Origin of the sequence: Bacillus sp. RE35 (assembly GCF_052146655.1) — a bacterium.
GTDB lineage: Bacteria > Bacillota > Bacilli > Bacillales > Bacillaceae_G > Bacillus_A > Bacillus_A cereus.
Map to the genome: position 1 here is coordinate 2511952 of NZ_CP197377.1, position 18959 is coordinate 2530910.

The window sequence follows — 18959 nt, forward strand, 5'->3', positions numbered from 1 at the left end:
GAACATGAAATAGGAGGCTTTTTTATGTCGACAAATGTAGTAACGAAACAAAACAATGGGGTATCACAAGTATTAAAAAATCGGTTTGTTCAAGGGATTTTAGCATCAGCATTATTTTTACAAATAGGAATATGGGTTCGAAACTTTGCGGTATTACTATATGTAATGGAAATGACAAAAGGTGATGCTTTTGCTATTTCTATGATTTCAGTTGCTGAATTCGCTCCAATTTTTATTTTTTCATTTATTGGCGGTACCTTTGCTGATAGGTGGAAGCCAAAGAAGACAATGATATGGTGTGAAACGTTAAGTTCCATTTCAGTATTCGCTGTATTAATTACGCTTATGTTTGGAACGTGGAAAATTGTGTTTTTTGTGACACTCATCTCTGCAATCCTTTCACAGTTTTCACAACCATCTGGAATGAAGTTGTTTAAACAACATTTATCAACGGAACAAATTCAATTAGCGATGTCTATATATCAAACGATATTTGCAATATTTATGGTATTAGGACCAATCCTAGGGACATTTATCTTTCATAGTTTTGGAATTTATATTTCAATCATCATAACAGGTATCTCGTTTTTACTTGCGGCAGTTGTATTGTTATTTCTTCCGAAAGATCTTGAAAACGACGTAGAAAAGAAAGATATCACTCTGCTGCAGGAGATGAAGGATGGTATTAAGTATGTCAAAAAGAAAAAAGCATTAACTTTGCTAGGGCTTTGCTTTATGGCTGCAGGACTAGGTATAGGATTAATTCAACCATTAGGTATATTTATTGTGACTGAGCAGCTAGGATTATCAAAAGAGAGTTTACAGTGGCTACTAACAGTAAATGGTGCGGGAATGATTGTTGGCGGAGCATTAGCAATGGTATTTGCGAAAAACGTTGCTCCGCAAAAGATGTTAATTATCGGTATGCTTGGTCAAGCAATTGGTATTGGCATTATAGGATATTCTACAAATTTATGGGTGACACTTACAGCTCAGCTTTTTAGTGGCTTAGCTCTTCCTTGTATCCAAATTGGTATTAATACGCTTATTATTCAAAATAGCGATACCGATTTTATAGGTCGTGTAAATGGTATTTTAAGTCCGCTATTTACCGGTTCAATGGTAGTAACGATGAGTATAGCTGGCTCATTAAAAGAGATGTTTTCATTAAGTATGATGTATGAAGGGACGGCTTTACTTTTTATAATTGGATTATTGTTTATTTTACCTATATACAATTTAAAGCCAGTAATAGCGGTAGAAAGTGAAATAAGTGGTAAAGGAAGTGCTGTACAAAATGAATCCTAATCCAAATATTAAATACCCTATTGAAGGAAATCAAAACGTTCAATTTATAAAAAATACAATAACAAAACCTAATATACTTGTTGGTGACTATTCTTATTATGATGCGAAAGATGGAGAAACATTTGAAAATCGAGTATTACATCATTATGAATTTCTTGGGGATCGCCTTACTATTGGAAAGTTTTGTTGTATTGCATCTGGAGTTAACTTTATTATGAACGGAGCGAATCATCGGATGGATGGATTTTCGGCATATCCATTTAATATCTTTGGAAATGGATGGGAGAAGTATACACCTAGTTTGTCTGATTTACCTTACAAAGGCGATACAGTTATAGGAAATGACGTTTGGATTGGTATGGACACAACTATTATGCCCGGAATAAAAATAGGAGATGGTGCAATCATTGCAGCTAAATCTGTTGTGACTAGAGACGTCGCACCATATACAATTGTTGGTGGAAATCCAGCAAATAAAATAAAAGAGAGATTTTCAAATGAAATAATAGAAGAATTATTACAAATTCAATGGTGGCATTTTGACATTGAAAAAATAACTGAAAATATAGATGTGATTGTACGAGGAGATATTGAACCATTAAGAAAGCTAAAAAGGGAATAAAAAATGCATGACAAAGAGTATCATACCTCCGAATTTTGTTAATGATAATAGAACAAGGAGGTGTGATACTATGGCACAAGACGTTTTATGTGAAGTAAATAACTGTAAATTTTGGGCGAACGGTAATAAATGTAGTGCAGAGGCAATTTACGTAGTAAGTCATAAAGGTAAACATGCATCTACAACGGAAGAAACAGATTGCAAAACTTTCGATCCAGAAGTATAAATGTTTGAAGGGTAGCCAAATCGTGGTTGCCCTTTTATTAATTATAGTATTGATAATAAATATCATTTTCATTCATTGTTTTTAACTTTTCTTGTTATTTTTTCATATTTTTTTCATAAGTGATGTAATCCAACTCAATTCATGTTCAATTCGTGATTTACTAAATTCAATGACTTCAGTAATAAAAGATGAGGTAACATCTAGAGACTGAATAGCAGTAAGCTGATTATATAGTACGTTTTGACGTACAGTCAAAATCTCTTTTCTATCCTCATAGTCAAGTTTTTCAAATAGCGCAATACGAACAAGAAATTCTGTATTGTTTGTCGCAAGTTTTTCGGGAAACTCTCGTAACATTTCAGAAAAAATTTCTTCTCCTGTTTCTGTTATATCGTACATATTTCGGTTTGGTTTTCCGATTTGTTTATGTATTTTTTTCGTTATAGCACCCATATTTTCAAAGCGCCGAAGGGCAGGATAAAGCATGTTGTGATTTAATTCGAAATTTTCACCTAAACGATTTTGAACATTTTTTTTAATTTCATATCCATGTTTTGGTCCTGTCGTTAATTCTGCTAGTAGTAAAATGTCAACGTACATAAAAATCCCCCTTATATATTTCTCAAGTTCTCTAATGAAAAATCCCCTTTGGTATATGTTAAAATAACATATGATAGTTTATACAACTTTGGACTGCCGACCTATCACTTTTATTGTAAAAGAAAAGGGAGGAAAGAACTATGGCTTCACCTGAAAATGTTATTTTAGTTCATGAAATTTCAAAGCTGAAAACAAAAGAAGAATTATGGAATCCATATGAATGGTATCGTTTGATGAGGGATAATCACCCAGTTCATTATGATGAAGAGCAGGATGTATGGAATGTTTTTTTATATGATGATGTAAATCGTGTTTTATCAGATTATCGCTTATTTTCAAGTAGAAGGGAGCGCAGACAATTCTCAATCCCTCCTTTAGAAACTAGAATAAATATAAACTCTACAGATCCACCAGAACATCGCAATGTACGTTCCATTGTTTCTAAGGCATTTACTCCAAGAAGTTTAGAACAGTGGAAACCTCGAATACAGGCTATCGCAGATGAACTTGTACAACATATCGAAAAATGTAGTGAAGTTAATATCGTTGAACAGTTTGCTGCACCTTTACCTGTTACCGTTATTTCCGATTTATTAGGAGTCCCAACAACAGATCGTAAAAAAATGAAAGAATGGTCTGATATTTTATTTATGCCGTATAGTAAAGAAAAGTTTAATGATCTGGATGCCGAGAAAGGGATAGCATTACATGAATTCAAAGCATACCTTCTACCGATTGTTCAGGAAAAGAGATATCATTTAACCGATGATATCATTTCTGATTTAATTCGAGCTGAATATGAAGGCGAAAGATTAACCGATGAAGAAATTGTAACCTTTTCATTAGGTTTACTAGCGGCTGGGAATGAAACCACTACAAATTTAATTATTAATAGCTTTTATTGCTTTTTAGTAGATTCACCTGGAATTTATGAAGAGTTAAGAAAAGAACCTAACTTAATTTTAAAAGCGATTGAGGAAGTATTACGCTATCGCTTTCCTGTTACATTGGCCCGGAGGATTACAGAGGATACAAATATATTTGGTCCTTTCATGAAAAAGAATCAGATGATTGTTGCGTGGGTTAGTGCAGCGAATTTAGATGAGAAAAAATTTTCACAAGCCTCTCAATTTAATGTACATCGAACAGGAAATGAAAAGCATTTAACCTTTGGGAAAGGTCCTCACTTTTGCTTAGGAGCACCACTTGCACGTTTAGAAGCTGAGATTGCATTAACTACCTTTATAAATGCTTTTGAAAAAATAGAGCTATCTCCATCTTTCTGTTTAGAAAAATGTATATTGGAAAATGAACAAACATTAAAATACTTACCTATTCGATTGAAAGCCAAATAAAAATCTTAACAAGGTGCATACATTTGCATCTTGTTTTTTTGTTTCTCAATTGTGAGTTTTCGGTAATTACCTTAATATGGAATTGTATAAAACGTAGAGGAGGATTCTTATGTTGACTTGTAATGGAAGTAAATCATTTCAAAAGTTTATTAAAGGTGTTACAAATCTTATGGAAAACGGTTTATTTGAAGAAGAAATAGTGTGTGGCATTGAAAAGTTACTAGAAGAACTTTTAGAAAAGAAAACATGGCTTCCGTTAGATAAACAGAAGGCCAATTTGACTCAATATGCACGACATTTATTGTATGAAGATCCGCTCAAACGTTTTGAAGTACTAGCTCTCGTATGGAAAGATGGACAATCTACACCTTTACATGACCATGACGGCACATGGGGAGTAGAAGGCGTTTTTTCAGGAAGGATTATGGTGAAGAACTTTATACAAACGAAACAACTTGGAAATTCACTTGTTTATTTAACACATACAGGAAATCTTTATTTGGGAGAAGGAGAAACAGATAAAGTAATTCCACCAGCGGATTGTCATATTCTTGAAATTAGCAAAAATGAAAGCGTTATTACGATTCATGTCTATGGAAAACGGCTAGAAAAGTTTAAAGTATATATCCCAACTGAAGAAAAAAATGTGTACATGTGTGAGACAAAATACATTAGTTATAATTCATAGTTTAAAATCCAAAGCTTTTTTAAAAAGAAAAGCTTTGGATTTTATTTTTAATTATTTCTTGACCTGAAACGCTTTTCATAAATTATAAATAAGAAGTACCTCACGAGGATTGTATGAAAACGATACCTAATAATTAATTAGAACTCGTGTATTTATAGAAAGTGGTGAAGAAATAATGAAATTAATCGCAATTGATTTAGATGGAACTCTTCTTTCGGGGAATAAAATGATAAGTAAAGAAAATGCAGAAGCAATTCGAACATGTCAAGAAGCTGGCCATGTTGTAGCAATTTGTACAGGACGTTCTATTGTTGACATTGAGCGATTATTGTTAGAAGTTAATTTAGAGTGTCCAATCATTGCGGAAAATGGGGCTCTTATATATAAAGATAAAAAAATGATGAAGAGATATCCAATTCAAAATATGCAGGCACTTGAAATTGTAGAATATCTTGAAGAGAATGGTTTATATTATCAGCTTTATACTGATAAAGGTGTGTATGTACCGGATTATGGAGTAGAGAGTGTACGTAATGAAATTGAGTATGTGAAGAATTCAAAAGAAAATTTCGACTTGAAAGAGTTAGAAACAATCGCAGCATTATATCTTGAGCATACAGCGTTTCATAGTGCGGAAAGTTGTAAACCAATTGTAGAAACAGATATACATGTGCATAAACTATTACCATTTTCTTATGATATTGAGAAATTAAAAAAACTAAAAGAAACATTTCTTCATAATACAGATTTAGCAATTACATCTTCATATTGGCACAATTTAGAGATTAATCATCGAGATGCTCAAAAAGGGAATGGATTATATACTTTAGCAGAACATCTTAATATTCCGGTTGAAAACACTGTAGCGATAGGTGATGGACTAAACGATGTTTCTATGATGGAAAAAGCGAATATATCAATTGCAATGGGAAATGCAGTTGAAGAAATAAAAGCAATGTGTAAATACGAAACGTTATCAAATGAAGAACATGGTGTGGCACATGCTTTATATAAATATGTAATGTAAATAAAAAAGAAAAAAGAATCCAAATGGATTCTTTTTTCTTTTTTATTAGGGGTAAGGTATTCTATGAGATTCATAGAAGCCTTATTACATTTTATTATATAGAATATATTGGAATAAATGTTTATATTTTTCATAAAAAATGTGAATATTTTATGAACTTTATACTTATTGCATGTTTATATCGCTATTAGTAACGTGTATGACTCTCGAGTAAAAATTCAGTGAATGTAAGAAGGAATTCAAGTTATCTAGATAATAAGTGAGGAATCAACGAAATATATACTAATTAAAGGTATATTCAGTATATATATTCTTTTCTTGTTTTAATTGAAAAATAAAATTTGTTCGAATAATTATTCTACAGCTATATACCTACACTAGCTTTCTTCGTATAATGGAGAAGTATGAATTTTAGATTTGTATTAATTTTACATATTGAGGTGAAAAAGGAATGAATTCGCGGCTAATGGAACTTATTGATGTGAGTACAATAGAAACCATGGCAGAACAATTTTATAAATTAACTAACATATCACATCAACTTCTTGATGCTGAAAAAGAGTGTGTTTTTTCATTCGGAATGAATGAGATAAAAAAGAGTAAACTTCCAAAGATTGAAATCCCCATTTTCTTATACAATCAACATTTAGGATCTTTTGTTGTATGGTCCAAAAAAAGTGAAATTTTCAGTTGTCAAAAATACTTTGAAATGCTCTCAAGTTTAATTTTAGATGGTGCAATAAAAGTATTTCAAAGTAAAAATACAACGTTGCTTTCTCGGAAAGAAGAGGAACTACATACGATTTTACAAAACATGCCTGTTATGGTCGATGCGCTTGATTATAATGGAGATTTTGTTTTGTGGAATCGAGAATGCGAAATTGTAACAGGTTATACCGCTGAAGAAATAATTGGAAATCCCAATGCACTGCAATTATTGTATCCTGATCATAATTATCGCCATCAAATACAAAAGAAATTTTTAACTTGTGGAAAAAATTTCAGAGATTGGGAAATGCACTTAACATGTAAAAATGGTGAAATCAAAACAATAATGTGGTCGAATATATCAGAACAGTTTCCTGTAACAGGATATAGTTATTGGGCTGTTGGTGTAGATATTACACATTTAAAAGCGATAGAAGAGCAGTTAAAACAACAAACATCTGAACTGGAATTAATTTTTAAAGCTTTACCAGATTTATGTTTCTTAACAGAAGATGATGGCACAATTATAGATTACAAGGCAGGATCTCCTACAAAGTTTTACGTACCCGCAGAAGCTTTTATGGGAAAAAAGTTTTACGAAGTATTACCAACGTCAGTAGCACAGCAGTTTCAGGAAGCCATTAATCAAGTGAAGGAAAAAGGAACGAATGTAATTGTAGAATATCCACTCACACTTAATGGAAGTATTGATTTCTTTGAGGCTAGGTGCTTACCATTATTACATGATAAAATTATGATTATTGTACGCGACATTACAGAGCGAAAAAAAACAGAAGAATTGCTAAATAAATCAGATACGCTTGCAGCAATTGGTCAATTAGCAGCTGGCGTGGCTCATGAAGTAAGAAATCCTTTAACTGTAATTAAAGGTTTTATACAGTTATTCCAAATTAATAAAGAAGATCAAGAAAGATATTTTGATCTTATGCTTTCTGAAATTGAAAGGATAGAAGCAATCCTGCAAGAATTTCTATCAATCGCTAAAACAGATGAGATAAATACAGAAAAGAAAAATATTTATCGAATTTTTAAAAATGTCGTATCGTTAATGAATACAAAAGCAATTATGAAAAATATTCAAGTTGAACTATTTACGGATGACAAAGATATAATTATTGAATGCTCAGAAAATCAATTGAAACAAGTATTTATTAATATTTTGCAAAATTCAATCGAAGCTATGCCAAATGGTGGGGAAATTTCAATTCACATAAAAGAAATAAATGATGATGGTGTCATCATTCATGTAATAGATGAAGGAATAGGAATACCTGAAGAAAGAATTAAGAGATTAGGTGAACCTTTTTATAGTACGAAAGAAAAAGGGACTGGTATTGGATTAATGTTAAGTTATAAAATTATTGAAAGTCATCGAGGGACAATTAGTATCATGAGCGAGGTTGGTGTCGGGACAACAGTAACTATTTACTTACCGAAAGTACTAAGTAAACAATCTCTTTCTAATTGTGACGACAAATGTATAGCAATACGCACTAGTAGTAATTCTTAAATCAATTAATACCCAATAACAAAGCGATTAGTGAAAACTAAGCTTTTTGTTATTGGGTATTTTTTATATTTAATTTAGTAAACTTTACCTTTTCTTTACCTTTGTTTTAATTTCTATTAAGTTTTAAACATTATATTAATATTTGTACAAAGCAATGTATAGAAATTGTACATTACTTTTAATATAGAAATGTGATTATTATTTGAAATATTGTAAGGAGGAGATTATGACAAGGTGAAAAAGCAAGAGAAGAAAAGTGGTAGAGTAGTACCTCTCCGGTTAAATATTTTATTCCTTTGTGTATTTTTATTATTTTCTGGCATTATTATTCAGTTAGGGAAAGTGCAAATTTTTGATGGAGAAACATATAAAAATGAAGTAGAGAAGAGAGAAAATGCAACCGTGGGCCTTTCTGTACCACGTGGGAAAATATTTGATCGTGAAGGAAATCCAGTAGTTGATAATAAGTCTTTACGTACGATTACATATACAAAGGTGAAAGGTGTAAAACAAGAAGAAATATTAAAATCAGCAAGACAACTTGCAGATATTATTGAAATGCCACAAGAAGATATAGATAAGTTAACTGAGACTGATAAGAAAGACTTTTGGATGCAATTAAATCCAGAACTTGCTCAAGACTTAGTATCAAAAACAGAAATAGATAAGTTCCGAGATAAGGATATTACCGGAAAAGAGCTAGACAAAAAAATAGAAGATTTAAAAAGGAAACGCGTTACAGATAAAAATCTTCAAGAACTAACGGCTAAAGATATAGAAGTGTTAGCTATTAAAAGTAAAATGACCTCAGGTTTTCAAATGGCACCTCAAATTATTAAAAAGGACGTTAGTGAACAGGAATATGCGGTGATTAGTGAAAATTTAGCGAACCTTCCAGGAGTAGACGCATCAGTTGATTGGGAGAGAATCTATGTAAATGATGGATTATTCCGTTCTGTCCTTGGTAACGTTTCAAATGCTGATGAAGGATTGCCACGTGAACGATTAGATTATTATTTAGTGCGTGATTATAGCCGAAATGATAGGGTGGGCAAAAGTTATATCGAACAGCAATACGAAGATGTACTTCATGGTACAAAAAAAGAAGTAAGAAGCATTGCTGATAAACAAGGAAATACTATTAGAACGGAAACGGTTTCGGAAGGGAAAAGCGGTAAAAATTTAACTTTAACAATAGATATGGAATTGCAAAAAAAAGTAGAGGAGAGCATAGAAAAAATATTAAAACAATATAAAGGATCAGAATCAATGTTAGACCGTGCTTTCGTAGTGATGATGAATCCGAAAAATGGCCAAGTATTATCAATGGCTGGGAAAAGGCTTGTAGAAAAAGACGGGAAAATGGAAGTTGAAGATTATGCTTTAGGCACGCTGACAAGTTCATATGAGCTTGGATCAACGGTTAAAGGTGCGACAGTGTTAACAGGGTTTGAAACAAATGCAATAACTCCTGGAACACATTTTTATGATGCACCTATGAAATTTAAAGGAACTAAGGAAAAGAAGTCTTGGAAAAATTTTGGTGATATAGACGATCTAAGAGCGTTACAAGTTTCTTCAAACGTTTATATGTTTAATATAGCATTAAAAATTGCTGGCGTGGGTTATGTGAAAAATAGTTCACTAGATATTAAACAAGAATATTTTGATAAAATGAGGTATTATTTCAGGCAATTTGGACTAGGCGTACAAACTGGTATTGATTTACCAAATGAAACCGCAGGACAAATTGGAAGAAAAGATAATCAGCCTGGTTTCTTATTAGATTATTCTATTGGACAATATGATACGTATACACCACTTCAGCTTGCACAATATATTTCGACTATCGCAAATGGAGGGTATCGAATGAAACCACAAATTGTTCAAGAGATTAGAGAACAAACCGTTCAAAAAGATGAGGTTGGTAAAGTAGTACAATCAATAGAACCCGTTGTTTTAAATAGAATCGATATGAAACAAGAATATATTAATCAAGTAAAAGAAGGATTTAGAAAAGTATTTCAAGAGGGAGATGGAACGGGAGTAAGAGCATTCCAAAAAGCACCATATAAACCAGCTGGTAAAACAGGGACCGCACAAACTGTATATGGTGGAGAAAATGAAATTGGGCGAAATGCGAAAGGTGATCGTAGAGAATGTTATAACTTAACATTGGCTGGATATGCGCCATATGATGATCCAGAAGTAGCATTTTCTGTTGTAGTACCATGGGTTGAAAATGATAAATCGGGCATTAACTCCGATATTGGAAAAGAAGTTTTAGATGCTTATTTTGATTTGAAAAATAAGAGATTAACTGGTGAAGCGCCAAAAACAGATGCCTCTAAAGAGAATTAAAATGTACGAAACGTCTCTAGCATTCCTGTAAACTAGAGGCGTTTTTATCTGGGAATAGATTAGAAATGGGGTATATATGAAGCTGTTTATTCTAAAATATTGGAGGAACATATGTAGCTACATATTCATTATAATAGGGGTTATTTTTATTAATAAGTCCTTTTTATTTTGTATGGTAGAAGGAATTTCGATGCAACCTACTTTGAATGAAAAAGATTATATACTTGTTAATAAGGTAAACGTCTGTTTATCGTCTTTTCATCATGGAGATGTTGTCATTATAAAAAAAGAAGACGCGCCTACTTACTATGTGAAACGAATTATTGGATTATCGGGGGATAACATACAACTAAAAGAGGATGAGGTATTTATTAACGGTAAAAAGCGTGATGAGTCGTATATACATTTAGATATGTCACAAGTATCCAATCGTTTTTCAAATTTTAGAGAAATAAAAGTTCCTACGCATAAATTATTTGTGTTAGGTGATAATCGTAATCATAGTAAAGATAGTAGGAATACACTTGGACTTATTGATGAATCAAATATAATAGGTAAAGTAGAAATGGTATTTTATCCATTTGATCATATAAAATGGATAAAATAATTCTATTAACGATTCACATTTTATAAAATAAATCATATATTGATAGCATAGGACAAGCAGAAACGCTTGTTCTAACCTCACAGAACACTCCTTATCACGGTTAGGCATCTACATAGGTAGATGCTTTTTTTATGTTGATGACTGAAAATTATTTATCAATATAATGTAGCAAGCATATTAGGACTATTAGGGGAAGATTACTTGTACAAATAACAGTATGCTTAATTAAAACAGTGAAATGTAAGGAGTGAGGAATAAGTGCTAAATATTTTAGTAGTTAATTTTCCAGCAGAGGGGCATGTAAACCCTACATTAAATTTAGTAAAAGCCTTTACTGAACGAGGGGATAACGTACATTATATTACAACGGCAAACTTTAAGGATAGAATTGAAGATTTAGGAGCTACTGTACATACTCATCCGGATCTATTAAAAGAGATTTCTATTGATGCTGAAACCTCATCTGGGTTAAATGCTTTCTTTCATGTGCATGTTCAAACTTCTTTATATATATTAGAAATTACGAAACAATTATATGAAAGTATAAATTTTGATTTCGTAATTTATGATATATTTGGCGCAGGAGAGTTAGTAAAGGAATATTTACAAGTTCCAGGTGTAGTGTCCTCACCTATATTTTTAATTCCGCCAGAATTTTTGAAGACATTACCTTTTCATCCAAATGCAGATATGCCATTTCAACCAGAGGAAATCTCTGAAAAATTACTAAATCAGATGGAACATAAATTTGGAGTAAAACCAAAGAATAATCTTCAATTTATGAATAATAAGGGTGATGTTTGTCTCGTATACACAAGTCGTTATTTCCAACCTAATAGCGAATCGTTCGGGGAAAATAACATTTTTATTGGACCGAGTATTTCAAAGCGTAAAACAAATATAAAGTTTCCACTGGGATCACTTAAAGAAAAGAAAGTTATTTATATTTCAATGGGAACACTGCTTGAAGGACTCGAACCATTCTTTAATACTTGTATTGATACTTTTTCAGATTTTGATGGGATAGTTGTAATGGCAATTGGTGATAGAAATGATATTTCTAAAATTAAGGAAGCACCAGATAATTTTATAATTGCTCCATACGTACCTCAATCAGAAATATTAAATGAAGCAGATGTTTTTATTACACATGGTGGTATGAATAGTGTACACGATGCCATTCATTATAATGTCCCATTTGTAATAATACCGCATGATAAAGATCAGCCAATGATAGCGCAAAGATTAACTGAGCTTGAAGCGGCACATAGACTATTGAAAGAACATGTTAATGTACACACTTTAAAAGAGGCCGTAACAGATGTACTTTCAAATGAAAAGTATAAATATGGTATAAGAAAACTTAATGATAGCTTTTTAGAATGTGGTGGTTCAAAAGAAGCGATTGCAGTTATTGAATCTCTTTTAAATAAAGTAAAACTTTAATTGGTGGGGCTTTACTGCCTGCAAATAGCGGGATAAATAGTCGTAACTGTATACAAGCATAGAGGTTCTCACCTTTATGCTTGTGTATTCTTATCCAGCAAATTGTACAGCAGTATTTGCATGTAAAAAAGCAGTATCAAAAACGGGAACAGTAAGATCATTTTGGGAGATGAGTAAAGGTATTTCAGTGCAGCCTAATAATATACCTTCAGCACCGTTTTGAATTAATGATTTTGTAATTTGTAATAACCTTTTTTTAGATGTTTCTGAAATGATCCCTCTACTTAATTCATCTAATATGACATGGTGGATAAAAGTTCTTTCCTCGTCATTTGGGATAATTGTCTCAATGTTATATTTCGCTAATCGTGATTTATAGAAATCTTGCTCCATCGTTTGTTTTGTTCCTAATAGTCCGATACGTTTTATATTCTGTTCTACCATTTCTTTAGCACTTACATCACCAATGTGAAGAAGCGGGATAGATATTGCTTGTTCTACCTCCTCGGCAAATAGATGTACAGTATTTGAACACATTAATAAACATTCAGCCCCAGATTTTTCAACTTTCTTTGCAACTGTAACTAGTTCATTTTTCACTTCTTCATATTGATGGTTTTGTAATAAAGTAGTTACTTCACCAAAGTCCATACTATATAAAATTAGCTTCGCATTTTGATCGTATTGAGAGAGTGTAAGTGTATTAATATGTTTATAGTATAATGATGTAGATTCCCAACTTAATCCTCCAATCAAACCAATAACTTTCATAATGCATTCCTCCCGAAACGATTTTGAATTCATTATTTCATAATTCCGATAAGAATACAATGATTTAAACGTGCTATTTAATAAAAAATAAAAATAGTAAGAAAAGTGTTGAAATTTACATTCTTTAGTGCCATAATACGAATTACAAATTAATACTTATCCAGAGAGGTGGAGGGAACGGCCCTAAGAAACCTCAGCAACCCCTATGCAATTTTATAGGAAGGTGCTAATTCCGCAGAGGACACGATGTGTTTTTTGAAAGATAAGAGGATTCTTGAACGTGAAAGAAAATGACCTCTTATGTAAGAGGTCATTTTTTTGTTGTATGGAAAGGGAGTGTCGATGCATAATTCATTTTTAAATTAAATATAGAGTAATAAAAGTTGACTAATATGAGAGGGGAATTGTCATGAATAAATTATCAACAAAGTTAGTAGTAGCAATCGGTATTGGAGCAGCATTATACGGGATATTAGGACTTTGGGGATTTTCTATTGCACCGAATACATTTATTAAACCAGCATTAGCTATATTAACTGTTTTTGGAGCATTATTTGGTCCAGTGGCAGGACTGTTAATCGGACTTATCGGTCATACCGTAACAGATACGATTGCTGGATGGGGTATTTGGTGGGGATGGGTTATTAGTTCAGGAATTATTGGTTTTTCAATGGGGCTTATTCAAAAAAGAGTTGGTTTTAGTGTGAAAAACGGGTCGTTTAACAAGGGGGATATTTCTTATTTAGCAATTACTGGGCTAGTTGGTATTGTCATTGCTATTATATTTGCTGGGGCATTCGATATTATTGTGATGGGAGAACCATTTGACAAAATTGTTATACAAGTATTAGGAGCAACAATTTCCGATGTCATTGTTTTCTTAGTACTTGGATTGCCACTTACAATTGGTTTGGCGAAATCCAATAAGAAACATACACATTTAAAAATTGAAAAGTAGGGATGTTAACATGCAACCAATTATTTCGTTTGAACAATTCACCTTTCAATATGGGCATGCTGCGCAGCCTACTTTAAGTGATATTACCTTTCATATATACCCTGGGGAAAAAGTGCTAATTGCTGGACGAAGTGGTTCAGGAAAGTCGACATTAGCTCATTGTATAAATGGGCTAATCCCATTTTCTTACGAAGGGAATAGCACAGGTAACGTTTTAATTGCCGGTAAAGACCCAAGGGAAGGAAGTATTTTTGAACAAAGTAAACAGGTAGGAACAATTTTACAAGATCAAGATGCTCAATTTATTGGTCTGACAGTAGAAGAAGATGTAGCTTTTTATTTAGAAAATGAATGTGTAAAGCAAGATAACATGAAAAAGATTGTTTCGGACTCATTAAGAAAGGTGAAGATGCATACGTTTCATAAACAAAGTCCACATGAATTATCAGGAGGTCAAAAGCAAACAGTTTCTCTTGCTGGTTTATTAACAACAAATGCGGATATATTATTGTTCGATGAACCATTAGCGAACTTAGATCCACTAAGCGCCATACATACGATAGAACTTATGAAAGATATACATGAGCAGTATAATAAAACGATTGTTATTATCGAACATAGGATAGAAGAAATTTTAAAACTGGATTTAGACAAAGTTATATTAATTGATGAAGGTAAAGTCATTGCGATGGGAACACCAAAAGAAATCTTAGCGTCAAATATATTACCACGTATTGGCTTAAGAGAGCCTATTTACATCGAAGCATTAAAGAGATTACATTTTGATCGTAATAATGACGTAATATATCCAATGGAAAACCTTCAAAAAGAAAAGGTAAGCAACGTTATAAAAGAGTGGATGGAGAAACAAGTCATATTAGAAAGGAATGCTAAAAACAAGGAATTACTTAAAGTGGAGAATTTATCATTTTCATACCCTAATAAACAAAAAGTATTAGAAAATGTAAACCTTTTAATATATGAAGGAGAAATTGTGGCACTGTTAGGACATAATGGAGCAGGGAAATCAACATTAGCTCATAGTCTTATAGGTATAAACAAAATGAAAAATGGGAAAATTGCGTTAAAAGGTGAAGATATTAGTTCTTGGTCTATTCGTAAACGTGGGGAAATCATATCTTACGTGATGCAAAATCCAAATCATATGATTACACAGCCTACTGTTTTTGAAGAAGTTTCATTTACATTAACATTACATAATTTTTCTAAGGAAGAAATTAAGAATAAAGTAGAAGGGATTTTAAAAATTTGTGGCTTATATCCATTTCGTAATTGGCCAATTCAAGCACTAAGCTATGGGCAAAAAAAGAGACTAACAATCGCATCTGTATTAACAACAAATCCTAAGCTTATCATATTAGATGAACCGACAGCGGGACAAGATTATTATCATTATAAACAATTTATGTCGTTTATTAAAAACCTAGCTAAAAAGGGAATTTCATTTGTTGTTATCACTCACGATATGAATCTCGCGCTAGAATATACAGACCGTGCAGTAGTTCTACATGAAGGGAAAATTATTGCGGATAATACAGTGTTTGATGTATTAGGCAATCAAGAAACGTTACAAAGAGCCAACTTAAGAGAGAGTTCTTTAACCAAGCTTATTAAATTTAGTGGGATTGCATGTCCAGAAAAATTTATGGAGCTTTATTTAGACAGTAATAGGAGGGAGGAAGGTGCATAGTACATATTTTCATCGTATGGATGGGGTAGTGAAATTGTTTTTATTTATTTTTTGTATGACGCTTACTTTTTTGTTTTTTGATTTTCGGGTGTTGCTAATATTATTTATTATTGGGTGTATCGGACTCAGCATTGCTAAAATTCCATTTCGTAAAATTTTAATTGTTTTTAGTGTCATATTTACATTTAGTTTATTAAACTCTGTCATGATTTTATTTATTACACCAACTCATGGATCTGAATTAACTGAATCATATACCGCGTTTTTACATGTTGGATATGCAACGATTACATATGAAACATTATTTTATGCAGCTACACTTTCATTAAAGTATTTTACGTTATTACCATTTACACTTCTTTTTATTTACACGACAGATCCAAGCGAATTTGTAAGTAGCTTAAGTAAACTTGGTATTCATTATAAGATTACATATGCAATAAATATTGCACTACGTTATATTCCTGACATCCAGTCTGAGTATAAAATTATTAAACACGCGCAAGAAGCGAGAGGAGTGGCTTTTGAAAAAGGAGAAGCAAGTTTATGGGTTCGTATGAAGAACCGTGTTTTAATTTTCTGGCCACTAATCATTCATTCTCTAGAAAGAATAGATACGGTTTCAAATGCAATGGATTTAAGAGGATTTGGAAAGAAGGATAAACGTACATGGTTTTATACAAGTAAGGCGAAACGTGAAGATTTCATCGCTTTATTTGCCGGTATTTTCATATTTATTGTTGCGGTATATTTAAAATTAAACGTATTTCAAAACTTTTGGTATCCATTTTAAAGCACTCTTTAAACGAGTGCTTTTACTTATTTTTATGTAGACATGCTCAAAAAAGGGATATATACATAATGTATAATACGAACCAGTTAAAATGATCAACTACCTATTAGTTTTCAAACCAAAAGGAGGAGAAAATATGAGTTACGGTGGTTCTTGTGGTTTTGGTGGAGGTTTCGCTTTACTAGTTGTGTTATTCATTCTATTAATAATTGTAGGATGCAGCTGCTGGGGCGGAGGATACTAATTTTTAATTAGTCTTCACAAATGTAAACTAAAAAAACATTGAAGATACTTATGTATCGAAACAAATAAAAAAGGAGCAACTATGCTCCTTTTTTATTTGTTTAAATGCGTATTCTCACTATATTTCGGGAACGTAATCGTTAAAGTCGTTCCTTTACTAACGATACTTCGGATTTTTAAACTTCCATGCATCGTCTCAATAATCTTAACAGCAACCATTGTACCTAAACCAGTTCCTTTTGTTTTTGTACTAAAATACGGTTCACCGAATCGATGTATTTGCTCCTGTGACATTCCAACTCCGCTATCTTCAATTCGTATTTCAACTTTACTATTATTGATAGATGAGGAAATATTTAAGGTACCACCATTAGGCATTGCTTCAATACTGTTTTTTATTAAGTTTAAAAAACATTGTTGAAAGTGCTGTTTATTACCAACAATGGTTGCCTCAGAAAAATCCTGTGTAATATGTATCGTATTCATATTACACAATGGCAATATCATATTAATAACTCGATTTAACTCTTGTTTTACTGAAATTTGATCTAATTTTTCTGGAGCAGGTTTGGCAAACGTTAAGTAATCATCGATAATTTCTTGGGCACGATTTAACTCTTCAAGTATATGTTTAATATATTCGTCTCTTGATTCAGGAGTTAAATTTTGTGTTTTTAAAAGCTGTGTAAATCCTTTTACAACCGTTAAGGGATTCCTTACTTCGTGCGATATACTTGCAGCGAGTTGGCTAACAATCTCCATTTTTTCCATTTTAATTAATTTAGAGCGCATTAATACAGCATCCTTTATAACTTCATTTATATAAACAATAAATAACATTAAAGTAGTCGGTAATACCATGAAATAAATAATATACAAATTATTCACTTCAAAATCTGATAAAGTTAATACAATTAAAGTTGTAAATATTGCTAGGAAAAAGGTTAAAAACATGGAAAAAGCTACTTTAAGTTTTCTATTATATGTATTAAATTTTGAAGATGCGAGTGCTGTAACGATGAACATTATTCCGTAAACAACGACTGTTAGCATATTAAATCCATAAAATATAAATCTTGTAATTAATAAAATTGTAAACAATATGATACCGACAGGGAATCCACCATAAAGCGTAGCTATTATGACCGGAATTTGTCTTAAATCATGAATACAACTTTCATCCATATAGATAGGGTATCGCATACATAAAATAAGCGGAATACTAGAACAAAGGGTAATCAGTAGTATTTTATATTTCTTTAAATAGTGCCGGCTATCATATATGAAATAAAAAACAAATATACTACATAGAATGTATAGAAGATTATTTAACACGTTTTGATTAATATAAACAAAGTCCATAATATTTGCCTCGTTATTCTGAATTTACTTAACATATGTATTATACATGATAACATATGTTAAAGTGAATAAACCTTGTTAATACAAGATTTGTTTGGCTTTTTGATATAAAATGCAAACATTCTGCAAACGTTAGCTATCCAAAGATATTTTCACCAAAATTTTTTACTCCTTCTTCCTGCATGCTCGGTAAAACATGAGAATAAATCCTAAGAGTTAATGAATACACGGAGATTTCAAAGAGTTGTAGACAAGTTTTCCAATTGGGATACAGCTGAAGAATTGTGTAAGGCAGTGAGGGATAAAAAAGAAATAATTCCAGTAAGGGTTTATTTGGGAAGTGGCTTTAAAACTGATGTTGTCGAGTACATGCGGTAGTAAAAGGGAGATGGACATTTGAAAAAAGTAGAAATTGATGTTGGTAGCAACAAACTTTTAATAGTGAAGGGCGGAAATGTAACAGTAGTCAATCCACCAATGAGTGGATTTGGTGAGCAAGTCGCGGTTTGGATAAACGGTAAAGTTGATCGTGTAGATGTGAAGTGAAAATCGTAATAAAAAAGAGCCATGAGTGGAAAGGCTCATAGCTCTTTGTATAAGGGTAATAATTTTATAGGTAAATATTATCATGTAATTCCAAAA

General features: G+C 32.0%; 18 protein-coding genes and 1 riboswitch. Of the genes, 15 read left to right on the forward strand and 3 right to left on the reverse strand.

Translation table 11 applies throughout. From position 1 onward, the window contains the following. Positions 1-24: 24 nt before the first annotated feature. The 3 genes from ACTL4X_RS12950 to ACTL4X_RS12960 all read left to right on the forward strand — a co-directional run bounded on the left by ACTL4X_RS12950 (position 25) and on the right by ACTL4X_RS12960 (position 2156). Complete coding sequence (locus ACTL4X_RS12950) at positions 25-1308, forward strand: MFS transporter (RefSeq protein WP_000106396.1); 1284 nt, start codon at positions 25-27, stop codon at positions 1306-1308. Then, positions 1298-1930 carry a Vat family streptogramin A O-acetyltransferase gene (locus tag ACTL4X_RS12955; protein WP_001069204.1) on the forward strand — a complete coding sequence of 211 codons (633 nt, stop codon included), beginning with the start codon at positions 1298-1300 and terminating at the stop codon, positions 1928-1930. Before ACTL4X_RS12950 ends, ACTL4X_RS12955 begins: the two co-directional genes overlap by 11 nt. Before the next feature lie 70 nt (positions 1931-2000). Next, positions 2001-2156, forward strand: a complete 156-nt coding sequence (locus ACTL4X_RS12960; RefSeq protein WP_000046095.1) for a DUF1540 domain-containing protein — start codon at positions 2001-2003, stop codon at positions 2154-2156. A 102-nt stretch (positions 2157-2258) separates the two neighbouring features. Here ACTL4X_RS12960 and ACTL4X_RS12965 read toward each other — a convergent pair whose 3' ends face one another. Beyond that, complete coding sequence (locus ACTL4X_RS12965) at positions 2259-2756, reverse strand: PadR family transcriptional regulator (protein ID WP_137396771.1); 498 nt, start codon at positions 2754-2756, stop codon at positions 2259-2261. A gap of 140 nt (positions 2757-2896) precedes the next feature. Between ACTL4X_RS12965 and ACTL4X_RS12970 the strand changes: the two genes are divergently transcribed. The 7 genes from ACTL4X_RS12970 (at position 2897) to ACTL4X_RS13000 (ending at position 12479) form a co-directional block, all read left to right on the forward strand. Then, positions 2897-4111 (forward strand): cytochrome P450, encoded by a 1215-nt coding sequence (locus tag ACTL4X_RS12970; protein ID WP_000168020.1) that lies wholly within the window; start codon positions 2897-2899, stop codon positions 4109-4111. A 109-nt stretch (positions 4112-4220) separates the two neighbouring features. Beyond that, complete coding sequence (locus tag ACTL4X_RS12975) at positions 4221-4799, forward strand: cysteine dioxygenase family protein (protein WP_000954442.1); 579 nt, start codon at positions 4221-4223, stop codon at positions 4797-4799. A 175-nt stretch (positions 4800-4974) separates the two neighbouring features. Continuing rightward, on the forward strand, positions 4975-5826 hold the full coding sequence (locus tag ACTL4X_RS12980) for a Cof-type HAD-IIB family hydrolase (RefSeq protein WP_000766393.1): 852 nt from the start codon (positions 4975-4977) through the stop codon (positions 5824-5826). 451 nt (positions 5827-6277) lie between these two features. Further along, positions 6278-8065: a PAS domain-containing sensor histidine kinase gene (locus ACTL4X_RS12985; RefSeq protein ID WP_001088553.1), complete on the forward strand. Its 1788-nt coding sequence runs from the start codon at positions 6278-6280 to the stop codon at positions 8063-8065. A gap of 234 nt (positions 8066-8299) precedes the next feature. Next, complete coding sequence (locus ACTL4X_RS12990; RefSeq protein ID WP_000743775.1) at positions 8300-10426, forward strand: peptidoglycan D,D-transpeptidase FtsI family protein; 2127 nt, start codon at positions 8300-8302, stop codon at positions 10424-10426. A 76-nt stretch (positions 10427-10502) separates the two neighbouring features. Continuing rightward, on the forward strand, positions 10503-11033 hold the full coding sequence (gene lepB, locus ACTL4X_RS12995; protein ID WP_033666239.1) for a signal peptidase I: 531 nt from the start codon (positions 10503-10505) through the stop codon (positions 11031-11033). Positions 11034-11291: 258 nt separating this feature from the next. Next, on the forward strand, positions 11292-12479 hold the full coding sequence (locus ACTL4X_RS13000) for a macrolide family glycosyltransferase (RefSeq protein ID WP_440044062.1): 1188 nt from the start codon (positions 11292-11294) through the stop codon (positions 12477-12479). 90 nt (positions 12480-12569) lie between these two features. Here the strand turns inward: ACTL4X_RS13000 and ACTL4X_RS13005 are convergent, their stop codons facing one another. After that, positions 12570-13250 carry an aspartate/glutamate racemase family protein gene (locus ACTL4X_RS13005; RefSeq protein ID WP_000864372.1) on the reverse strand — a complete coding sequence of 227 codons (681 nt, stop codon included), beginning with the start codon at positions 13248-13250 and terminating at the stop codon, positions 12570-12572. A gap of 153 nt (positions 13251-13403) precedes the next feature. After that, a riboswitch (SAM riboswitch) is annotated at positions 13404-13519 on the forward strand. A 140-nt stretch (positions 13520-13659) separates the two neighbouring features. Between ACTL4X_RS13005 and ACTL4X_RS13010 the strand changes: the two genes are divergently transcribed. From ACTL4X_RS13010 to ACTL4X_RS13025, 4 genes are all read left to right on the forward strand, one after another. Continuing rightward, positions 13660-14208 carry an ECF-type riboflavin transporter substrate-binding protein gene (locus ACTL4X_RS13010; protein WP_001038210.1) on the forward strand — a complete coding sequence of 183 codons (549 nt, stop codon included), beginning with the start codon at positions 13660-13662 and terminating at the stop codon, positions 14206-14208. A 10-nt stretch (positions 14209-14218) separates the two neighbouring features. After that, positions 14219-15919, forward strand: a complete 1701-nt coding sequence (locus ACTL4X_RS13015) for an ABC transporter ATP-binding protein (RefSeq protein WP_420729251.1) — start codon at positions 14219-14221, stop codon at positions 15917-15919. Further along, positions 15912-16712 carry an energy-coupling factor transporter transmembrane component T family protein gene (locus ACTL4X_RS13020; RefSeq protein ID WP_000556372.1) on the forward strand — a complete coding sequence of 267 codons (801 nt, stop codon included), beginning with the start codon at positions 15912-15914 and terminating at the stop codon, positions 16710-16712. Before ACTL4X_RS13015 ends, ACTL4X_RS13020 begins: the two co-directional genes overlap by 8 nt. Before the next feature lie 136 nt (positions 16713-16848). Continuing rightward, a complete protein-coding gene (locus tag ACTL4X_RS13025) occupies positions 16849-16956 on the forward strand; it encodes a YjcZ family sporulation protein (protein WP_000120182.1) in 108 nt (35 codons plus the stop codon). Between the two features lie 92 nt (positions 16957-17048). Here the strand turns inward: ACTL4X_RS13025 and ACTL4X_RS13030 are convergent, their stop codons facing one another. Next, positions 17049-18317, reverse strand: coding sequence for a LytS/YhcK type 5TM receptor domain-containing protein (locus ACTL4X_RS13030; RefSeq protein ID WP_000348330.1), 1269 nt, complete (start codon positions 18315-18317; stop codon positions 17049-17051). Positions 18318-18713: 396 nt separating this feature from the next. Between ACTL4X_RS13030 and ACTL4X_RS13035 the strand changes: the two genes are divergently transcribed. Next, entirely contained in the window at positions 18714-18863 is a 150-nt protein-coding gene (locus ACTL4X_RS13035) for a DUF3954 domain-containing protein (protein WP_000754941.1), read from the forward strand. Positions 18864-18959 lie beyond the last annotated feature (96 nt).

What these genes read in the sequence shown, in the direction of transcription:
- ACTL4X_RS12950 (WP_000106396.1), top strand. Translation starts at nt 25, where the DNA reads ATGTCGACAAATGTAGTAACGAAACAAAACAATGGGGTATCACAAGTA.
- ACTL4X_RS12955 (WP_001069204.1), top strand. Translation starts at nt 1,298, where the DNA reads ATGAATCCTAATCCAAATATTAAATACCCTATTGAAGGAAATCAAAAC.
- ACTL4X_RS12960 (WP_000046095.1), top strand. Translation starts at nt 2,001, where the DNA reads ATGGCACAAGACGTTTTATGTGAAGTAAATAACTGTAAATTTTGGGCG.
- ACTL4X_RS12965 (WP_137396771.1), bottom strand. Translation starts at nt 2,756, where the DNA reads ATGTACGTTGACATTTTACTACTAGCAGAATTAACGACAGGACCAAAA.
- ACTL4X_RS12970 (WP_000168020.1), top strand. Translation starts at nt 2,897, where the DNA reads ATGGCTTCACCTGAAAATGTTATTTTAGTTCATGAAATTTCAAAGCTG.
- ACTL4X_RS12975 (WP_000954442.1), top strand. Translation starts at nt 4,221, where the DNA reads ATGTTGACTTGTAATGGAAGTAAATCATTTCAAAAGTTTATTAAAGGT.
- ACTL4X_RS12980 (WP_000766393.1), top strand. Translation starts at nt 4,975, where the DNA reads ATGAAATTAATCGCAATTGATTTAGATGGAACTCTTCTTTCGGGGAAT.
- ACTL4X_RS12985 (WP_001088553.1), top strand. Translation starts at nt 6,278, where the DNA reads ATGAATTCGCGGCTAATGGAACTTATTGATGTGAGTACAATAGAAACC.
- lepB (WP_033666239.1), top strand. Translation starts at nt 10,503, where the DNA reads ATGAAGCTGTTTATTCTAAAATATTGGAGGAACATATGTAGCTACATA.
- ACTL4X_RS13005 (WP_000864372.1), bottom strand. Translation starts at nt 13,250, where the DNA reads ATGAAAGTTATTGGTTTGATTGGAGGATTAAGTTGGGAATCTACATCA.
- ACTL4X_RS13010 (WP_001038210.1), top strand. Translation starts at nt 13,660, where the DNA reads ATGAATAAATTATCAACAAAGTTAGTAGTAGCAATCGGTATTGGAGCA.
- ACTL4X_RS13015 (WP_420729251.1), top strand. Translation starts at nt 14,219, where the DNA reads ATGCAACCAATTATTTCGTTTGAACAATTCACCTTTCAATATGGGCAT.
- ACTL4X_RS13025 (WP_000120182.1), top strand. Translation starts at nt 16,849, where the DNA reads ATGAGTTACGGTGGTTCTTGTGGTTTTGGTGGAGGTTTCGCTTTACTA.
- ACTL4X_RS13030 (WP_000348330.1), bottom strand. Translation starts at nt 18,317, where the DNA reads ATGGACTTTGTTTATATTAATCAAAACGTGTTAAATAATCTTCTATAC.